Below are 19,035 nucleotides of genomic sequence, written 5' to 3'. Positions count from 1 at the left end.
GGCTGAAAACGTGCTGGAGTTCGTGCCAGTTAAATAAATGCAATTAACAATTAACGTGTTGTAGATGGGCAATATACTTCGTGAGAAAATCCTCGCCCGTGAGAAGAGCGCTGCGCACCTTGCAGCTGAAAGGGCGATGGCGCAGGGAGCCTATCCTTATTTCAGATCAATAGAGTCTGCTCAGGATACGGAAGTTATCATAAATGGCCAGAAGGTGCTGATGTTTGGGTCGAACGCTTATTTGGGGCTTACAAACCATCCGAAGGTAAAGGAAGCGGCCATTAGGGCAATTGAGCAGTACGGCAGTGGCTGTGCAGGTTCCCGTTTTCTGAACGGTACCCTGGACATTCACCAGGAACTGGAACGCAGGCTGGCCGAATATGTCGGCAAGGACGCTGCATTGGTATTCAGCACCGGCTTTCAGGTAAACCTGGGCGTGATCTCCAGCCTCACCGGCCGCAACGACTACATTATACTCGATGAGTACAACCATGCCTCCATCATCGATGGAAGCAGGCTTTCTTTCTCCAGGGTAATCAAGTACAGGCACAATGACATGCTTGACCTCGAGAGCAAGTTAAGCCGCCTGCCTGCAGATGCTATCAAACTGATCGTGGTGGACGGGGTTTTCAGCATGGAAGGTGATATTGTGAAACTGCCGGAGCTGGTAGCCCTGGCTGAGCGCTACGGCGGCAGCATTATGGTAGACGATGCCCACGGGCTGGGTGTGATCGGGGAGCAGGGGGCTGGCACGGCCTCGCACTTCGGACTTACCGACCAGGTGGACCTGATCATGGGCACCTTCAGCAAATCACTAGCCTCGCTGGGTGGTTTCATTGCGAGCGATTACGATACCATCCAGTACCTGAAGCACCATGCGCGCTCGCTCATTTTCAGTGCCAGCATGTCGCCAGCCTCCGTGGCCAGCACCCTCGCCGCGCTGGACATTATTCAGTCGGAGCCGGAGCGCCGTGAGCAGCTTTGGCGTAACACCAATTATGCGATAGAACTCCTGACAGCCGCCGGCCTGGAACTGGGCCCGACGGAAACGCCGATCATTCCGGTTTATGTGCGGGACAACTACCAGACCTTTATGGTGACGAAAGTGCTGCAGGACAACGGTATTTTCGTGAACCCGGTGGTAGCGCCAGCAGTTCCTGCCGATTCTACTTTGCTGCGCCTCTCTATCATGGCAACGCATACCTTCGACCAGATCGAAGAAGCGGTTACTAAAATTGCTGATGCATTCAAACTGCTCGGCATCAACTCCCGAAACACATCCTATGAAGAGAGTACTGCCTGTTGAAACCAAGCAGCAGTTGAAAGCCTTCATTGACTTTCCGCATGCCCTGTATAAAGACGATCCGCATTACGTGCCGGAGCTTTATATCGCGCAGAAGGATCTGTTGACGCCAGGCAAGCATCCGTTCCACGACCACTCCGAAGTGCAGCTATACCTGGCCTACGACGGTGACAAGCTCGTCGGGCGGATCGCGGCTATACTCAACAACAATCACAACGCCTTCAACAATAGCCGGGACGGTTTTTTCGGCTTTTTCGACTGCGTAAATGACGGAGAGGTAGCCAGTATGCTCATTCAGAAGGCACAGCAATGGCTGCTGGCAAAGCAGGTGACCACCATGATCGGTCCGGTGAACTTCTCTACGAACGAAACCTGCGGTATGCTGGTAGAGGGCTTCGACAGTTCGCCGCTGGCTATGATGCCTTACAACTACAGCTACTACATGGCTTTGCTGGAAAAGCTGGGCTTCCGGAAGAAGGTGGATTTGCTGGCTTACCAGTTCCTGTCGGATGGCTACAACGACAAAGCTGCCCGCATGGCAACGGCTCTTCGTGAGCGCCTGGAGCAGAAAGGCATCATCATTCGCCCAATCAACCTGAAAAACTACAAGCAGGAAGCAGAGAGCCTGCGCGAGATCTACAACTCAGCCTGGGACAAAAACCTGGGCTTCGTGCCGATGACACCAAAGGAGTTCGACTACATGGCCAAAGACCTGAAACTGATCGTGGACCCGGATTTCTGTCTGATCGCTGAGCACAAGGGGAAAGTGATAGGCTTTTCGCTGGCTATACCTGACATCAACCAGATCCTGAAGAAGATTAAAAGAGGACGTTTGCTGCCAACCGGTATCTTCAAGTTGCTGCTGCTGCGCAAGAAGATAACGGCTGTGCGGATCATCGCACTGGGCGTAGTGGAAGGGTATCGTAAAATGGGAATAGAAGCCTGTTTCTATGGTGCTGCCATGCAGAAGCACCGGGAAAAGAAAATGCATTCAGCTGAGGCCTCCTGGATACTGGAGAACAACGTGCTGATGAACCAGGGGCTGCTGAAAATGGGTGCCACTCCTTATAAAAAATACAGGATCTACGAGAAGGCGATATGAAGGAACGTGTACTGATAACGGGAGCAAGCGGGTTTGTGGGCCACCACTTAGTCGAAGCGGCTGTGCAGGCAAGGCTGGAGGTATACGCAGCCGTACGCCCTTCCAGCGAGGTAGCGCACCTGCAGGCTTTTGACATCCACTACACTTCCCTAAACTTCAACGACTCCGTAGCACTGGTAAAGGAGCTGGAAGAGAAGCAGTACCACTACATCATTCATGCGGCGGGCATCACTAAGGCCAAAAGCGAGCATGAGTACAATAGCGTAAACGCCGGTTATACCCAAAAGCTGGCTTTGGCAGCTATGGAGGCCGATATTCCGCTGAAGAAATTTGTCTTCATCAGCAGTCTGGCGGCGCTGGGGCCGGTGGTGTACAGCGACATTACGCCTATACATGAGCAGAGCAAGGCACAGCCGGTAACAGCCTATGGCAAAAGCAAGCTTCTGGCCGAGCAGTACCTGGCGGAGCTAAAGGAGCTGCCCCTGGTCGTGCTGCGCCCGACGGCGGTGTATGGTCCGCGGGAGAAAGATATTTTCATCGTTCTAAAGACTCTGAATCTCGGACTTGAGCCCTACATCAGCAACAAGCCGCAGTGGCTGAGCTTTGTGTATGTAAAAGACCTGGCAAGGGCGGTGATACAGGCACTGGGCGCAGAAATACACCATGCCTGCTACAATGTGTCCGACGGCAACAGCTACGACCGTTACGCCCTGGCTACTATTACCAAGCGCATCCTGGGCAGGAAGGCCATACGCTTTCACGTGCCGATGGGGGTGGTGAATGTGATGGCCCGGCTACTGGAGGCGGCCTACGCGAACAGCAGCAAAATGCCGGCCCTGAACAAAGAGAAGCTCAACGAACTGGCCGCCGAGAACTGGAACTGCAGCATCGACCGGATCCGGCAGGACCTGGGCTTTGTACCGGAGTACGACCTGGAGAAAGGGCTGGCGCACACACTGAAATGGTATAAAGAAAACAATTGGCTATAAGTATCTATTTAAAACAGTTTTAGACTTTAAGTGAATAAAATGGAATATCAAGTAAAACCAGCCGAAGGGCGCTTGGGTATCCTGCTTCCGGGACTGGGAGCAGTTGCCACCACATTTATTGCAGGGGTAGAGGCGATCAGAAAAGGTTTCTCGCAGCCTGTAGGTTCACTTTCTCAGATGGGCAACATCCGCCTGGGTAAGCGTACAGATAACCGCAACCCACTGATCAAGGATTTTGTGCCACTGGCAAACCTGAACGATATCGTTTTTGGTGGCTGGGACGTGTACGAAGACAACGTGTTTGAGGCGGCCGTAAACGCGAAAGTGCTGGAGCCAATGCTGCTGCACTCGATCAAGCCGGAGCTGGAGGCTATTAAGCCAATGAAAGCGGTGTTTGATAAAGCCTATGCTAAAAACCTGGATGGCACCAACGTAAAAGAAGCTGCTACCAAATACGAACTGGCCGAGGCGCTGATGGACGACATGCGTACCTTCAAAGAGGAAAACGGCTGTGACCGCCTGGTGATCGTGTGGTGTGGCTCTACGGAGGTTTACACAGAAATAAGCGACGTGCACGAAACAGTAGCAGCTTTTGAGGAAGGCCTGCGCAACAACGACCCGCGCATTGCGCCAAGCATGATTTACGCTTATGCTGCGATTAAAATGGGCGTGCCTTATGCAAACGGTGCCCCTAACCTGACAGTAGACATTCCTGCGCTGGTGGAGCTGGCAAAAGAAAAAGGAGTAGCCATTTCCGGCAAAGACTTCAAGACAGGTCAGACGCTGATGAAAACCATCGTAGCGCCAGGTCTGCAGGCCAGAGCGCTGGGCATCAACGGCTGGTTCTCTTCCAACATCCTGGGTAACCGCGACGGCCTGGTGCTGGACGATCCGGACAACTTCAAAACAAAAGAAGTATCGAAGCTGGGCGTGCTGGAAGACATTCTGCACCCGGAGGATAACCCGGAGCTGTACGGCGACCTGTACCACAAAGTGCGCATCAACTATTATCCTCCTCACGGCGACAACAAAGAGAGCTGGGATAACATCGACATCTTTGGTTGGCTGGGTTACAAGATGCAGATCAAGATCAACTTCCTGTGCCGCGACTCGATTCTGGCTGCACCGATCGTGCTGGACCTGGCCCTGTTCACTGACCTGGCGCAGCGCTCAGGTATGAGCGGCATACAGGAGTGGCTGTCGTTCTACTACAAGTCGCCTCAGACAGCGGAAGGCCTGCGTCCGGAGCATGACATCTTCAAGCAACTGATCAAGCTGCAGAATACCCTGCGCCACATCATGGGCGAAGACCTGATCACGCACCTGGGCCTGGACTACTACGAAGACATGGTAGAAGAGTCGCTGTAAGCTGAATATATGCTGAAATTACACAAATTGGTTTCCACCAGCCTGGGCATCGGCTACATAGGCAAGGGGGGCGGCACAGTAGCTGCTGTGGCGGTATGCCTGTGCCTGTATGCGCTGCCGCAGGCAGGTGGAAGCCAGCTTGTTATCTGGCTTCCTGTCATCACCCTGCTGCTCACGGTGCTGGGCGTGTGGTCGGCCAACGAAGTGGAGCCGCACTGGGGAAAAGATGATAAGAAAGTAGTGATAGACGAAGTGGCGGGCATGCTGATCACCATGCTGTTTATACCTGTGTCGCTCAGCACCCTGCTGGCTGGACTGGTGCTGTTTCGCTTCTTCGATATTGTGAAGCCGCTTTATATCCGAAAGCTGGAGAAAGTGAGGGGAGGATTAGGCGTAATGCTGGACGACGTAGTAGCGGGTGTTTACGCAAATATTGTTTTACAAATATTGCTATACCTGAAGCTATTCTAAATGTTTACCTTTCTGAAGGCGCAGGCTGCTTCTCTGGTAGCTTCCGCTGTCGACTTTCTGGTCACAGTGCTGGTGGTGGAACTGCTCGGCATTTGGTATGTGGCAGGCACCGTAATTGGCACTATTTCAGGGGGCATCACACACTTTGCACTCGGCCGGAACTGGGTGTTTCAGGCTGCACATAAAACTGTGCCGACGCAGGCAGTTAAATATCTGATCATCTGGAAGGGAAGCCTGGTGCTGAATGCATCAGGGGTATATGTGATTACACACTATGGTGGTCTGCCTTACCTCTACTCCAAAATTATCACTTCGCTGCTTGTCGGCTTTTTCTACAATTACATTTTTCAAAAACGATATGTATTCAAATAAGAATATGTATAGCGTATACCTATACCGGCTGATTTGCTTCATGCTGCTCATGGCGGCTGGAGTACAGGCCACTCCAGTGATGGCCCAGGGCCTCACCACAATTAAAGGCACCGTAAAAGACGCTGCCACCAACGAGGCGCTCATTGGCGTTTCTGTTTTTATACCTGGCACCAGCACGGGTACCAGCACCGACTACGAAGGAAACTTCCAGATCCGGACAAACCAGATCGTCAATAAAATACAATTCTCATACCTGGGCTACCAGACCGCCACCATGGCCGTGACGCCGGGGCAGGAGCAGACGCTGCACGTGAAGCTGCAAACCGATGCCAAAGTGCTGAACGAAGTAGTGGTGGTAGGTAAAAAGCGTAAGGTAAAGTACAGCAACAAGGATAATCCGGCGGTTGACCTGATCCGGCTGATTGTGGACAACAAAGCTAAGAACAGGCCGGAAAGCTATGACTATGTGCAGTACGAGCAGTACGAAAAAACACAGATGTCGCTGGTGAACACACCGGAAAAACTGAAGCGTAATCTGCTGCTACGCAAGTACGACTTCATTACCAACAACATCGACACCACCGTGCTCGCGGGCAGGGCGGTGCTGCCTTTCTTCATACAGGAGGAGCTCACGGAGCAGTATTACCGAAAGTCGCCGCAGACACGCAAGACTGTGGTCAAGGCCGAGAAGAAAGTAGACTTCGGGGAGTTTGTCGATAACCAGGGCATCATGGCCTACATGCAGCACATGTACCAGGACGTGGACATCTACGACAACAACATCACCATCCTGACAAACCAGTTCCTGAGCCCGATCGCCGACATGGCGCCTACCTTCTACAAGTTTTACCTGAAAGACACGGTAACAGCCGAGGGTGGTCAGCAACTGGCCAGACTGCAGTTTGAGCCGCGTAACCCATCAGCCTTTATGTTTACCGGCAGTATGTATGTGACGCTTGACGGCACCTACGCCGTGCAGAGCGTGGACATGGAGGTGAGCAAAGGGGTGAGCATCAACTGGGTGCGCGATCTGAAGATCAAACTGGACTTTGAGAAGAACCCGGATGGCCGCTACCACCTGAGCAGAAGCGGTCTCAAAGCCGATTTCGGCCTGACGCAGAATAGCGACATTGGCTTTTATGGGGAGCGGGTGGTTTCCTTCAGGGACTACAAGATAAATGAAGCACAACCAGCCTCACGCTACGAAGGTGAGGCCGTGGTACGGCTGCAGCACACGGCAGGGCTGGGCGAGGCTTTCTGGCAAGCCAGCCGACACGACTCGCTCTCGGCCGTTGAGGTGAACACTTATACCAATATCGACAGCCTGGTAAACATGAAATCGTTCAGGCGCACCATGGATTGGGGCACTGCCCTAATCGCAGGGTATAAGCGGGCTGGGTCCAGGATCGAAATAGGCCCGATCAACACATTCTACAGCTTCAATCCGGTGGAGGGCTTCCGGCTGCGCTTTGGCGGACGTACGACAAACAACTTCAGTAAAAAAGTGATGCTGGAGACTTACACGGCTTATGGTTTCAAGGACGAACAGTGGAAGTACTACCTTGGCGGCACCTACTCGCTCACCGATCGCTCCATCTGGGAGTTTCCGGTGCGGGCTATCCGGGTGAGTTATCAGAAGGACACCAACATACCTGGTCAGGAGTTGCAGTTTGTGCAGGAAGACAACTTCCTGCTTTCCTTTAAGCGCGGTGAGAATGACAAGTGGCTCTACAACGAAACCTATAACATTGATTACCTGCGGGAGTTTGAGAACCACATGTCCTACCGCATCGGCTTCCGGAACTGGAAACAGGCTCCTGCCGGTTCGCTGCAATACATACCGGTAGGCGATGCCACCGGTGAGATCGAATCGCTGCCACTCCAGCACCTCACCACAACAGAGGCTTCGCTTGAACTGCGCTGGGCTCCGAACGAGCAGTTTTTGCAGGGTAAGATCTACCGCACACCGGTCGCTAACCGGCATCCAGTGTTCACACTGCGCGCAGCTGCTGGAATAAAAGGCACCTTCGGGGGGCAGTTTGAGTACCAGAAGGTAGCTCTGAATGTGAGCAAGCGCTTTTACCTGTCGCAGCTGGGCTATTCGGACGTGGTAACGGAAGGCGGCTACATTTTCGGGCAGGTGCCGTTCCCACTGCTGGCGATCCACCGTGCTAACCAGAGCTATTCTTACCAGCTGCAGTCTTACAACCTGATGAACTTTCTGGAGTTTGTGAGCGACCAGTATGCCAGCGTGCACATCGACCACGGTTTCAACGGCTTTATCTTCAACAAGCTTCCTTTGATCAAGAAAACGAAGCTGCGGGAGTTTGTCACTTTCAAGGCGCTGTATGGCAAAGTGCGCGAAGAAAACATGCCTCACGAAAACCCGGATCTGCTGCGCTTCCCAACAGATGCCAATGGTTTGCCACTCACGTATACTCTTGAAAACAAGCCTTATATGGAGGCGAGCGTAGGTATAGGTAACATTTTTAACTTCTTCAGAATTGACGTAGTGAAGCGTCTGACCTACCTGGACCATCCAAATGTGTCCGATATAGGTATAAGGGGCAGGTTTAAGTTTGATTTTTAATACTTACAACATAGAAGTATGGACATGAAATCATTACGCGACGCGTTGCAGCAGGGAATTTACACGGTAATCAACCCCTTTGTGCGACTTCTGATCAGGCTGGGGTTCACACCCAATGCGGTTACCACCACCGGGCTGATCCTGAACATCGGGGTTGCGGCCATTTTTATCTGGGGAGGGGAAACCAGCAACCGGGGCGAGCTCGAGTATGTGGGCTGGGCCGGAGCGTTGGTGCTGTTTGCCGGTGTGTTCGACATGCTCGACGGGCAAGTGGCGCGACTAGGCAATATGAAGTCCACTTTCGGGGCCATGTACGATTCGGTGCTCGACCGCTACAGCGAAATGATCATGTTCATGGGCATCTGCTATTACCTGATTTCGCACCACTACCTGCTCAGTTCGCTCTTTGCCTTCATCGCCCTGATCGGCTCGATGATGGTGAGCTATACCCGGGCACGCGCCGAGGGATTGGGCGTAGAGTGCAAGGGGGGCCTGATGCAGCGTCCGGAGCGGGTCGTGCTGATCGGGGTGTCGGCTATTGCCTGTGGTATTACCTACTATTTTGTGGGGGCAGATTACAAGGTATACGTGCCGGGCATCCCATTCCATGTGTTTGAGACCATGTCGGTGTTCACGCTGCCTATCACCGTGATGGCGGTGATGACGAACATAACGGCTTATAACAGGCTGATGGACTCCAAAAAGGCCATGGAGCAGAAGGAGATGGCAACACGCTAAGAAGAAGCTAACCAACGTGAGAAAAATATTTTACCTGGCACTCCTGCTGCTTTACACAGGTATAGGAAGTGCCAGCGGCCACAGTCCGTCAGGTATAGCCGAAGCAAAAGCCGACACACTGCCGGTGCCGAAGGGCATCAAAGAGCTGCTGTTTTATGTGCAGCGCGACCCAAATGCCAACACGGTGGTATACGAACTGAACCGGACGGCGCAAGGAGTGTTGAACGAAGCGGAGCCGATTCACCCGTTCTGGATCCGGTATGCTGATGGGGGAGAGCAGAAAGAGCTGAACTACATTCAGCGCAAGTTTGCCTACGGTCTGAACACCAAAAAACTGGGCAAAGACCACTATGAGGTCAAGTTTGTGAGCTATGGCAAGCTGGCGCTATACCTGCGCAAAGCGGCCGATGGCAAGTACCGTGTCTATACCACGATAAACAAAAAAGAAGCTATACTGGACCGCGTGTTTGTGCGGATCGAAGGCGGTACATTTTGGGTGCCCAATGTGCTGTATGTTGAGTTGAGCGGCCACGATGCCGCTACCGGAAAGGCAGTAACAGGACGTTTTAAACCTTAGTTTACAGATGAAAAAGAATTTCGTGTCTAACTCGCAGGAGTCTGTCAGGATGTTCAGGTATGACTGGATGGAGGCGCTGTCCAAAGTGCACTGGACGGTGCCGCTTTACATTTACGTGCCGGTTATCCTCGTGCTGAGCTGGCTGGCGCTACATGTGGAGCAACTGTCTGTGCTTGCCTTTATAGGCTACGCCGCACTTGGCCTGTTCGTCTGGACGTTGACGGAGTATGTGTTGCACCGCTTCGTTTTTCATTATGTGCCGAAGGCAGATTGGGCACTGCGCCTGCACTTTATCTTCCACGGCGTGCACCACGACTACCCGAACGATGCCAAACGGCTGGTGATGCCGCCATCTGCCAGCATCCCCATGGCCACGGCGCTGTATTTTCTATTTGCACTGGTGTTGTCAGGCGGAGAGCTGTACGCTTTTTTTGCAGCCTTTCTGCTGGGCTACCTCTTTTATGATATTTCGCATTACGCCCTGCACCACTTCAACTTTAAAGGCGAGTTCTGGAAGAAACTGAAAAAGCACCACATGCTGCATCACTACTCCGATGCTACAAAAGGCTATGGAGTGAGTTCTTCTCTCTGGGACAAGATTTTCGGTTCTGATTTTGACAAAAAATAAAATGAGTTTAACAACTACGGCAACTGAGGGGAAGGCGAAAGTAACACTGAAAAATGCCCTTGTTGTAGCTGCCCTTTCTATTGGCTATCTGCTGCTGTCGTACCTGCTGGTGGGCTTCAAATCTGATCAGCTGGTGCTGGTGGGGCTGGCGAACGCCCTGTATTTTGCGACGCCCATCACCCGTAAGTTTATCACCGGCTTCTCGATCTTTATCGTGTTCTGGGTGCTGTACGATTACATGAAGGCCTTCCCGAACTACTGGTTCAACGCCGTGCACATCGAAGACCTGTATAATGCCGAGAAAGCAGTGTTCGGCATCCGGAATGGCGAAGGTATACTGAGCCCAAATGAGTTCTGGCAGCTCCACAGCAATGCCTTTCTGGATGTCATGAGCGGTATCTTCTACCTCAGTTGGATACCGGTGCCGCTGGCCTTTGCCGGCTTTCTGTTTTTCTGGAACCGGCAGCAGTTTGTGTACTTCTCGCTCACGTTTCTGCTCGTCAACCTGCTGGGCTTTGTGGTCTATTATCTATACCCGGCTGCACCGCCCTGGTATGTGCAGCTGCATGGTTTTGAGTTCATTGCCAAAACACCCGGCAACACGGCAGGCTTGGTGCGCTTTGATGAGTTTTTCGGTATAACGGTATTCCATTCGCTTTATGCCAAGGGCTCCAATGTGTTTGCCGCCATGCCTTCGCTGCACTCTGCTTACCCACTTATCGTACTCTACTATGCCTTGAAGAACAGGTTGGGACTTATTGCCAAAGTGTTTTTCACCATTATTACAGTAGGTATCTGGTTTGCGGCGGTCTATACCTCGCACCACTACGTGCTGGATGTGCTGGCAGGTATAGTGTGCGCCTCCTGTGGCATCCTTTTGTTCAACTGGCTGGTGGCCAGAGAAGGTGCTGTGAGCAGAGCCATCGGGCAATTTGTAGCTGCCATTCGCTAACAAAGCCTGCAACCAGGCAAAAATCAATTTCCACAACATGACAGAAGATAACTTCGCCATACAAAACAAGCGGCTCTATGAGCAGCTACTCAAGCTAACAGCAGGAGACTATCAGGCCTTTCTGTACGACTGCGACGGTACGCTGGCTGATAACATGCAGGCGCACAAAGATACTTATGTAAAGGTAGCCGCTGGCCAGGGCGTCACGATCGACCCTGCCATTGTAGACGAGTTTGCCGGACTGCCTATACCTGCTGTGGTTGTCGAAATCAACAAGCGATACGGGAGCAGCTTTGATCCGCTGGCATTTGAAAGATCTAAATCGGAGCTGTTTTACCACGAGTTCATCGCCGGGACAAAGCCCGTGCAGTTTGTGGTAGACCATCTGGTAGCCCATGCCGGCAAGGTAAAGATCGGCGTGGTGTCAGGAGGTACAAGAAAGATGATACAGAAAACACTGGAGGTGCTTCAGATCGATCACCTGGTAGAAGTGCTGGTATGTGCCGGCGACACAGCAGAGGGTAAACCCTATCCCGACCCGTTTTTGCTGGCGGCAGAAAAGCTGGGCGTAGCACCCGAACATTGCCTGGTGTTTGAAGACGGAGTGCCCGGCGTGCAGGCTGCTGAAGCCGCCGGTATGCAGTGGGTCAGGGTAGACCAGGTATAGGTAACAGGTCTCCCTCTTAGGCCTTGAGTGAAATCAGATACAGAGTTAATTTTTTAGACCAAAGTAAAACCGCTCCTGCATGGCCTGAGCGGTTTTTTTATGCCGACGGAGATTGATACTTCAAGTGGAAAGCGGCTAGCTGAACTGTAAGAGCAGGTTACAATAGCTCCTGCTTTATAGCGCAAAACCATAACAACCTTCTGTTTATCACATCTTTTCGGAGTTTCATCACTTTTAGTTGAAGTCCTGTTTGCTGTTTTCTAATCTTACTCCTGTTAAAGGCCTGGTAATCAGCTGGGCGGGTGCAAGAGGAACAAGACTAGACAAAAGAAACGATGGAATTAACGATCCGAAACATCTCCAAAACTTATCCGAATGGGGTGCAGGCCCTGCACAACGCCAGTCTGACAATTCCAGCAGGTATGTATGGATTGCTGGGACCGAATGGTGCCGGAAAATCGACATTGATGCGCATACTGGCTACGCTGCAGGAGCCGGACGAAGGGCAGATCTTGTTCGGAGACATAGACGTGGTGCGGCAAAAAGAGCAAGTGCGCGAAACGCTAGGCTATCTGCCGCAGGAGTTTGGCGTGTACCGCAACGTGTCGGCCGAGCAACTGCTCACTCATTTTGCTATTCTGAAAGGAATCACGAGCCGTGCCGACCGCACCGATGTGGTACAGCAACTGCTGCGGCAAACAAACCTCTGGGAAGTGCGCAAACAGAAGCTGGGCGGCTATTCAGGCGGCATGCGGCAGCGCTTTGGGGTGGCAGTAGCCTTGCTCGGTAATCCGAAACTGCTGATCGTGGATGAGCCTACCGCCGGGCTGGACCCTTCGGAGCGTGTACGGTTTCTGAACCTCCTCTGTGAACTGGGTGAGAACAGCATCGTGATCCTTTCAACGCACATCGTAGATGATGTATCAGAGCTGTGCACGCACATGGCCATCATCAACAAAGGGGAAATACTCCTGGAAGCAGAGCCGCTGCAGGCAATAGACGCCATGCAGGGGCAGGTATGGCGCAGGGTGATCCGGAAAGAGGAACTCCCTAGAATAGAACGTGCGCATGTTGTGATCTCTACCAGATTACAGGCCGGGAAGTTTGTGGTGCGCGTCTGCAGCAGCAGTTTGCCAGGCAGTGGGTTTGAGCCTGTAGAAGCAACGCTGGAGGATGTTTATTTCAGCACTATGGCCGGGCTTAGCGGCAAACGGAAAGTGCAGGCCGGAAAGGAGGTGGTGCTATGATGTTCTGGGCGATGTTCCGCTTTGAGCTGCGCTACCTGCTGCGCCGCATTTCCACCTGGATCTACTTCGGTATTTTCCTGCTGCTGACCCTTGCGATGGTGCTGAGCTTTACCGACAATGTGTACAGCGGAGATTATTTCCTGAATGCCCCGGTTGTGATCGCGGCCATTTCAGCAATCGCCAGTTTGCTGGCACTGCTGGTGATAGCAGCCGTGGCCGGCGAAGCAGCGACCCACGACTTAAGGACCAGGATTGATCCACTCCTGTATACGACGCCTGTCAGTAAGTTTGCTTACCTGGGCGGTAAACTGATGGGTGCCTTTGCTGTGATCGCACTGGTCTTGCTGGCGCTGCCACTGGGTCTGTTGCTGGCGCTGGTGGTGCCAGGTATAGACACGGCGCTTTTTGGTCCTTTTCAGTTCTCGCCCTACCTGAGTTCCTACCTGATGATAGCACTTCCTGCTGCCTTTGTGGCGACGGTTATCCTGTTTTCGCTGGCCTTGCTGAGTCGCCATGCCATGCTGAGCTTCCTGGGTGGCGGACTGCTGTTTATGGTGGCGCTGGTGAGTAAGGAGATGCTTGCAGACCATCTGGGGCTTTGGCAATTGGCCAAGCAGCTGGATTTCTCCGGCTTTACGATCGTAAGTGAGTTCCGGAAAACACAGACTCCCCTCCACATCAATACACAATTAGTTCCACTGGACGGCTGGCTGCTCTGGAACCGAATGCTTTGGCTGCTAATTGCGTTTGGCTTCATGGCCATCGCCTTTGGGCGCTTTCGATTTGCACACCATGCCAGTTCAGGTTGGTGGAGCCGGATCATGAAGCGCAAATCCGTGGAGGCACCGATTATAGATGCAGTCCCCATTGCCGTTCCACAGGTACAAAAGAACTTCCGGCTGAACTCCCGCCTGCATCAGACGGCTGCCATCGCTTTGCAGACCTATCGGGAGAACATGACAAGCTGGGGCTGGATTGCCTTGTCAGGTATAGCAGGATTGCTACTGGTGCTTTTACCCGAGTGGCTGGAGGGCTCACTCGGAGTACCGACGCTTCCCACGACTGCCCGCATGACAGCCATTTACAACCTGTTCATGTTACGAATGATCGTAGTAGCGGTCATGGTCGTATATGCCGGGCAACTCGTCTGGCGTGAACGGGACGCCCGCATCAGCGATATAGCAGACACAGCCCCTGTGCCCGACTGGGTTTTGCTGCTCAGCAAGCTGAGTAGTCTGGTGCTGATGCTGCTCACCCTGCAAATTGTTTTTCTGCTGGCAGGTATAGCCACGCAGCTATCGCAGGGGTATGAAACGCTGGAGATCGGCTTATACCTGCGTATACTCTTCGGTCTGCAGTTGGTTGACTATCTGTTGCTGGCGGTGCTGGCGATAACCGTGCATGTGCTGGTGAATCATAAATACCTGGCGCACATCATCACATTTGTCGCCTTTCTTTTCGGCGTATTTGCCCAGGAACTGGGCGTGGGTAACAGGCTATGGGTTTACGGTGCAGACTTAGGCTGGTCTTACTCGGATATGCGTGGTTTCGGGTCGCAGTTAGCACCCTGGTTTTGGGTTAAACTATATTGGGCAGCCTGGGCACTACTGCTGGCGCTGCTTGCTTTCAGGTTTTGGGTGAGAGGCCGGGAAACAGGTATAAGGCGAAGGATGCGCCGTGCGCTGCTGCACCCATCAAAACCACTGGTGCTGGTGGCCGCTGGCGGATTTTTGGGGATCTTGACATTGGGTGCTTTTGTGTTCTACCAGACGGATGTGCTGAATGAGAAGCTGTCGAAAGAAGAGCTGATAGAGCGTCGTGCCACCTACGAGCACCTCTATGGAAAGTATAAGGACATGCCCCAGCCCACACTTACAGCCACCAGTCTGCACGTAGAGTTTTACCCGGATCAGGGGGAAGCCTGGGTGAGCGGGGTGTATACCCTTCATAACAGAAGTCAGGTAGCCATTGACACGATACACATCGCCACAGCTTTTGGTGTAGCTACCAGGGATATGGAGTTGAGCCAGGCAGCCAAAACTGTGCTCGATGATCGGCAACATCATCATTCCATTTTCACTCTTGAAAAGGCCCTGCAACCAGGTGACTCGCTGGAGCTGAGCTTTGACTTACAATACAAGCCCAAAGGCTTTGCCAGAGAAGGTTCAGACCATGCAGTGACAGCGAATGGCAGCTACTTTCTAAACCATGCCTGGCTGCCTGCCATTGGCTACCAGGCAAACCGGGAATTGCACCTTGCACGCGACCGGCAGGCGCATCAGCTTCCTCCAAAACCGGCTGTTCAGCCACTGCAGGAAGGAAGGTTGCAGCAGCAGAACGCAGATCAGGCGCGAATCCGCTTTGAGGCGGTGGTCGGCACTTCTGCAGACCAGACAGCCGTGACAAGCGGCTCCCTGCAATATACCTGGACAGAGAAGGGGAGACGCTACTTTTACTACGTGGCTGACGCGCCCATACGCAACCTTTATACTTTCTATTCTGCTGCTTATGACCTGCGCGAAACCGAGTGGCAGGACATCCTGATCCAGGTGCTTTACCACCCGGCGCATGCCCATCAGGCGGATCGGCTGCTCAAAAGTGCGGAAGCGTCTCTGGAATATTATACCCGTCACTTTGGGCCTTACCCGCACCGCCAACTCCGGCTGGTGGAGTATCCCGGGGCCGGAAGCGGGGCATCGGCCTATCCGGGTACCATTGCCCTGACAGAGAATTTCTCTATGTTGAACCCTGCCGAAGATTGGCGGGATATAGATCTCGTTTTCGCAGTTGGGGCACATGAAATAGCACACCAATGGTGGGCGCATCAGCTGGTGCCGGCTGACATGGAAGGAGCGGCCCTGCTTACCGAGAGTCTGGCCTGGTATAGCGCCCTGGGAGTAGTAGAGGCCACTTACGGTACCGGGCATCTGGAGAGGCTCCTGTGGGTGATGCGTCAGTCCTACCTGACGCCCCGCTCCAAGGCCGATGTGCCACTGCTGAGAGCCACCGATCCCTTCCTGCGATACAGAAAAGGCCCTTTTGCCATGTACACCATAAAAGAGTACCTCGGAGAAGAACAGGTGAACCAGGCATTGCGCAAACTGCTGCAAAAGTTCGGTTCAGGGGAATCCCCGCTGCCCACTTCCCTGCATCTGTACCGCGAATTGAAGGCTGTCACCCCGGATTCATTGCAGTACCTGCTGGTCGACCTGTTCGAGAAAAACACTTACTGGAATCTGGAGGCAAAGCAGGCCGTAGCTGTTCCGACAGCGGATGGGCAATGGCAAGTGACCCTGGATGTTCGGGCGCAGAAGTCGGTGGTGGACACTGTAGGCAGGGAAACAGCTATACCTGTACATGATCTGGTAGAAGTAGGAGTGTATGCTGCTGGTCAGGAAGGTCAGCTGGGAGAGTTGCTATACCTGGAGATGCACAGGCTGAACGCCGGCGAGCAGCAAATCCAGTTCACCGTTCCCTCCAAACCCGCCCACGCAGGTATAGATCCGCGCAACCTGCTGATCGATCTGGATATGATGGACAATGTCAGAAAGGTGACAATTCAGAAACCGGCTGCTCCCGCACAAGCCATGTATGTACGGCAGTCGGCGCAACTGATCAATTTCATGCTGGATACCATGTTTTAACACTATCCGTCACAAAATCAGCCGCATTCATCACATTTTTTGTTTATACTCAACGCTTTAATTTATCATTGTTTTATGAATGATATGACACTGGATAACCACATCGCAAAGCCACTCCAGACGGCAAAAATAGAGTTCTGGGTTGCTACTGCTATTTTTGTTTTTTCGATTTTCGCTCTCTCTACATCTTACGAACCTAATCAATGGTTCTTTGAAAGGGCAGGGATTGAATATCACTTCTACAAGCATTATTTCTGGCCGCAGCTGATCCGCTACACCTTGCTATACCTGGCTTTTCTGTTCCTCAATTTCAGGATCATACCCAAGTTCATGCAGAAGGAGCGTGTGCCGCTTTATGCCTTGCTACTGCTGGTGCTATACCTGACTTACGCCTTCGTGGCAGGCGTGCTTGACACCTATACCAAAAGCTATCTGTTAACCTGGCATTACGGCGGTGAGCCTGATTACGACCTGATTTTTCAGGACAGTTTCCGGCATGCGCTGTTCCTGTTGCTACTGGTCGGGATCTATACCTTCATTAAATACAGCGGCCTCTACCTGCTGTCTAATTCAGCTGCCATCGAAGCCCGCTACCGGGTTATCAACCGGGACACGCTAACAGCCTTCATCATCTGGATGGTCAGTGTGTTCTTGCTGATGGTCTTCAACCTGGGCCCTGAGATTACCTTGACCTGGACTGTCGTTTCGTTCAGCGCTCTGCTTGTATATTGCGGTGCTTACTATTACGTGATACCTAGAGCGTTTAAGGCAAAGAAACCTTTCCGTAGCTACCTCCTCGTAATGACCTTAATAGTAGTACTGGGTTATCTGCCTGTTGCCATTTTGATTTTGATGTTTTTGCATCAAGAAGACACTGCCTTCGGCCTGAGCTTTTTCAACTCTTTGTTCCAACTGGTCGTGACAGCGCCTGTTGTCTGGTATTTGTTCAAGCGCCAGATGAAGGGGAAAGAAGAGGTTTTTGTGCTGAAGAAAGAGCTGGGGACAACGAGCGCCAACCTGGATTTTCTCCGTTCACAGATCAATCCCCATTTTCTCTTCAACGCTTTGAACACCCTGTATGGTACAGCCCTGCAGGAGAACAGCGAGCGCACCGCACAAGGTATACAGATGCTGGGTGACATGATGCGCTTCATGCTGCATGAAAACCACCAGCAAAAGATCCTGCTCTCCCGTGAGATAGAGTACATGCGCAACTACATTGACCTGCAACTGCTGCGTACCTCGAGCTCTCCAAACATCTCCATCGAGACGAAGATAGAGGAGGTGCTGGGCGAAAAGTACATCGCGCCTATGCTGCTTATTCCTTTCATTGAGAATGCTTTTAAACACGGCATCAGCCTGAAGCACAAATCCTGGATCAGGATAACCTTGCATACGGATCAGGATAAGTTGTATTTTGACGTATACAACAGCAAGCAAAAGAAGTCGGAGCAGGATCCTGAAAAAGACAAATCAGGTATAGGGCTGAAAAATGTGAAGCAGCGCCTAGAGCTTTTATATTCAGAGAAGCACGAACTGATCATTCGTGATACGCCGGAAGAATTCTTTGTGCACCTCACACTCCAATTGTAAGTATATTTGATTTCTGAACAGGTATAGAGCAGCAAGCATGAAAGCAATAGCAATAGACGATGAACCAATGGCGCTGGAAGTGGTACGGGCACATGCTGCCAAGGTGCCTTACCTGGAGCTTGTGGGTTGTTTTACGGATGCCTTCCAGGCGCTTGAATTCCTGCAAAACGAACCGATCGACCTGCTGTTTCTGGATATCAAAATGCCGGACATCTCCGGACTGGAGTTTGTGACAAGCCTGCAGAAAAAACCGATGGTGATCTTTACAACGGCTTATTCTGAACACGCTGTCACAAGCTTTGAGTTGGATGCGGTGGACTACCTGCTGAAACCTTTCTCGCTGCCCCGGTTTATCAAGGCCTGCAACAAGGCACAGGAGCTGCTGCAACTGCGTGGTACGACGGCTCCAGTAAAAGATTACCTGTTCCTAAAAACCGGTTACGAGCAGGTTAAGGTACACTACGACGAAATCCTATACCTGGAGGCGGCTGGCAATTACGTCACTTTCGTGCTGGCAGATGGAAAGAAGTTGCTTTCGCGCATGACCATACAGGAGTTGAGCGAGCAGCTGCCTGCCGATAGTTTTGTGCGGGTGCACCGCTCTTATATCGTTTCCAAAAAGCAGATCGATAAAATTGAGCGCCATCAGGTATGCATCAAAGGAAACGAAGTGCCGGTCGGGGCTTCCTATATGCAGCAGCTGCACAGTATCTGATGGCACAACATGATTAATCGAATTGCATAAACATAAAAAAGGCGCTCCGAAATTTACCGGAGCGCCTTTTTTATTTTTG

General features: G+C 52.2%; 16 protein-coding genes. All 16 read left to right on the top strand.

All coding sequences use genetic code 11. From position 1 onward, the window contains the following. The first annotated feature begins 64 nt into the window (after nt 1-64). The 16 genes from spt to AC5FXQ_RS20910 all read left to right on the top strand — a co-directional run bounded on the left by spt (nt 65) and on the right by AC5FXQ_RS20910 (nt 18,956). Nucleotides 65-1,306: a serine palmitoyltransferase gene (spt, locus tag AC5FXQ_RS20985; protein WP_493604371.1), complete on the top strand. Its 1,242-nt coding sequence runs from the start codon at nt 65-67 to the stop codon at nt 1,304-1,306. Then, nucleotides 1,284-2,405, top strand: coding sequence for a GNAT family N-acetyltransferase (locus tag AC5FXQ_RS20980; protein ID WP_493604370.1), 1,122 nt, complete (start codon nt 1,284-1,286; stop codon nt 2,403-2,405). Before spt ends, AC5FXQ_RS20980 begins: the two co-directional genes overlap by 23 nt. Then, complete coding sequence (locus tag AC5FXQ_RS20975; protein WP_493604369.1) at nt 2,402-3,394, top strand: NAD-dependent epimerase/dehydratase family protein; 993 nt, start codon at nt 2,402-2,404, stop codon at nt 3,392-3,394. The genes AC5FXQ_RS20980 and AC5FXQ_RS20975 overlap by 4 nt, the downstream gene beginning before the upstream one ends. Nucleotides 3,395-3,433: 39 nt before the next feature. After that, entirely contained in the window at nt 3,434-4,762 is a 1,329-nt protein-coding gene (locus tag AC5FXQ_RS20970; protein WP_493604368.1) for an inositol-3-phosphate synthase, read from the top strand. A gap of 9 nt (nt 4,763-4,771) precedes the next feature. Then, entirely contained in the window at nt 4,772-5,233 is a 462-nt protein-coding gene (locus tag AC5FXQ_RS20965; protein WP_007657790.1) for a phosphatidylglycerophosphatase A family protein, read from the top strand. Continuing rightward, on the top strand, nt 5,234-5,605 hold the full coding sequence (locus AC5FXQ_RS20960; protein ID WP_493604367.1) for a GtrA family protein: 372 nt from the start codon (nt 5,234-5,236) through the stop codon (nt 5,603-5,605). Next, nucleotides 5,592-8,195 (top strand): DUF5686 and carboxypeptidase-like regulatory domain-containing protein, encoded by a 2,604-nt coding sequence (locus AC5FXQ_RS20955; protein WP_493604366.1) that lies wholly within the window; start codon nt 5,592-5,594, stop codon nt 8,193-8,195. Before AC5FXQ_RS20960 ends, AC5FXQ_RS20955 begins: the two co-directional genes overlap by 14 nt. A gap of 24 nt (nt 8,196-8,219) precedes the next feature. Further along, the gene (locus AC5FXQ_RS20950) at nt 8,220-8,933 is read left to right on the top strand and encodes a CDP-alcohol phosphatidyltransferase family protein (protein WP_493604365.1); all 714 of its coding nucleotides are present in this window, start codon (nt 8,220-8,222) and stop codon (nt 8,931-8,933) included. A gap of 16 nt (nt 8,934-8,949) precedes the next feature. Continuing rightward, nucleotides 8,950-9,510: a DUF4833 domain-containing protein gene (locus tag AC5FXQ_RS20945; RefSeq protein WP_493604364.1), complete on the top strand. Its 561-nt coding sequence runs from the start codon at nt 8,950-8,952 to the stop codon at nt 9,508-9,510. A 7-nt stretch (nt 9,511-9,517) separates the two neighbouring features. Next, on the top strand, nt 9,518-10,138 hold the full coding sequence (locus tag AC5FXQ_RS20940; protein WP_493604363.1) for a sterol desaturase family protein: 621 nt from the start codon (nt 9,518-9,520) through the stop codon (nt 10,136-10,138). A gap of 1 nt (nt 10,139) precedes the next feature. Next, entirely contained in the window at nt 10,140-11,090 is a 951-nt protein-coding gene (locus AC5FXQ_RS20935; RefSeq protein WP_493604362.1) for a phosphatase PAP2 family protein, read from the top strand. 37 nt (nt 11,091-11,127) lie between these two features. Beyond that, nucleotides 11,128-11,757, top strand: coding sequence for an HAD family hydrolase (locus AC5FXQ_RS20930; RefSeq protein WP_493604361.1), 630 nt, complete (start codon nt 11,128-11,130; stop codon nt 11,755-11,757). A gap of 335 nt (nt 11,758-12,092) precedes the next feature. After that, nucleotides 12,093-13,004 (top strand): ABC transporter ATP-binding protein, encoded by a 912-nt coding sequence (locus AC5FXQ_RS20925; RefSeq protein WP_493604360.1) that lies wholly within the window; start codon nt 12,093-12,095, stop codon nt 13,002-13,004. Beyond that, nucleotides 13,001-16,648 (top strand): ABC transporter permease/M1 family aminopeptidase, encoded by a 3,648-nt coding sequence (locus AC5FXQ_RS20920; RefSeq protein WP_493604359.1) that lies wholly within the window; start codon nt 13,001-13,003, stop codon nt 16,646-16,648. The genes AC5FXQ_RS20925 and AC5FXQ_RS20920 overlap by 4 nt, the downstream gene beginning before the upstream one ends. Before the next feature lie 75 nt (nt 16,649-16,723). Beyond that, nucleotides 16,724-18,241, top strand: coding sequence for a sensor histidine kinase (locus AC5FXQ_RS20915; protein ID WP_493604358.1), 1,518 nt, complete (start codon nt 16,724-16,726; stop codon nt 18,239-18,241). Nucleotides 18,242-18,278: 37 nt separating this feature from the next. Next, on the top strand, nt 18,279-18,956 hold the full coding sequence (locus tag AC5FXQ_RS20910) for a LytR/AlgR family response regulator transcription factor (RefSeq protein WP_076421588.1): 678 nt from the start codon (nt 18,279-18,281) through the stop codon (nt 18,954-18,956). The last annotated feature ends 79 nt before the right edge of the window (nt 18,957-19,035 follow it).

Source organism: Pontibacter sp. LHS1 (genome assembly GCF_058932855.1).
This window is presented reverse-complemented; position numbering and strand designations above follow the sequence as displayed.

What these genes read in the sequence shown, in the direction of transcription:
- AC5FXQ_RS20970 (WP_493604368.1), top strand. Translation starts at nt 3,434, where the DNA reads ATGGAATATCAAGTAAAACCAGCCGAAGGGCGCTTGGGTATCCTGCTT.
- AC5FXQ_RS20980 (WP_493604370.1), top strand. Translation starts at nt 1,284, where the DNA reads ATGAAGAGAGTACTGCCTGTTGAAACCAAGCAGCAGTTGAAAGCCTTC.
- AC5FXQ_RS20960 (WP_493604367.1), top strand. Translation starts at nt 5,234, where the DNA reads ATGTTTACCTTTCTGAAGGCGCAGGCTGCTTCTCTGGTAGCTTCCGCT.
- AC5FXQ_RS20950 (WP_493604365.1), top strand. Translation starts at nt 8,220, where the DNA reads ATGAAATCATTACGCGACGCGTTGCAGCAGGGAATTTACACGGTAATC.
- spt (WP_493604371.1), top strand. Translation starts at nt 65, where the DNA reads ATGGGCAATATACTTCGTGAGAAAATCCTCGCCCGTGAGAAGAGCGCT.
- AC5FXQ_RS20955 (WP_493604366.1), top strand. Translation starts at nt 5,592, where the DNA reads ATGTATTCAAATAAGAATATGTATAGCGTATACCTATACCGGCTGATT.
- AC5FXQ_RS20940 (WP_493604363.1), top strand. Translation starts at nt 9,518, where the DNA reads ATGAAAAAGAATTTCGTGTCTAACTCGCAGGAGTCTGTCAGGATGTTC.
- AC5FXQ_RS20910 (WP_076421588.1), top strand. Translation starts at nt 18,279, where the DNA reads ATGAAAGCAATAGCAATAGACGATGAACCAATGGCGCTGGAAGTGGTA.
- AC5FXQ_RS20975 (WP_493604369.1), top strand. Translation starts at nt 2,402, where the DNA reads ATGAAGGAACGTGTACTGATAACGGGAGCAAGCGGGTTTGTGGGCCAC.
- AC5FXQ_RS20965 (WP_007657790.1), top strand. Translation starts at nt 4,772, where the DNA reads ATGCTGAAATTACACAAATTGGTTTCCACCAGCCTGGGCATCGGCTAC.
- AC5FXQ_RS20930 (WP_493604361.1), top strand. Translation starts at nt 11,128, where the DNA reads ATGACAGAAGATAACTTCGCCATACAAAACAAGCGGCTCTATGAGCAG.
- AC5FXQ_RS20920 (WP_493604359.1), top strand. Translation starts at nt 13,001, where the DNA reads ATGATGTTCTGGGCGATGTTCCGCTTTGAGCTGCGCTACCTGCTGCGC.
- AC5FXQ_RS20915 (WP_493604358.1), top strand. Translation starts at nt 16,724, where the DNA reads ATGAATGATATGACACTGGATAACCACATCGCAAAGCCACTCCAGACG.
- AC5FXQ_RS20925 (WP_493604360.1), top strand. Translation starts at nt 12,093, where the DNA reads ATGGAATTAACGATCCGAAACATCTCCAAAACTTATCCGAATGGGGTG.
- AC5FXQ_RS20935 (WP_493604362.1), top strand. Translation starts at nt 10,140, where the DNA reads ATGAGTTTAACAACTACGGCAACTGAGGGGAAGGCGAAAGTAACACTG.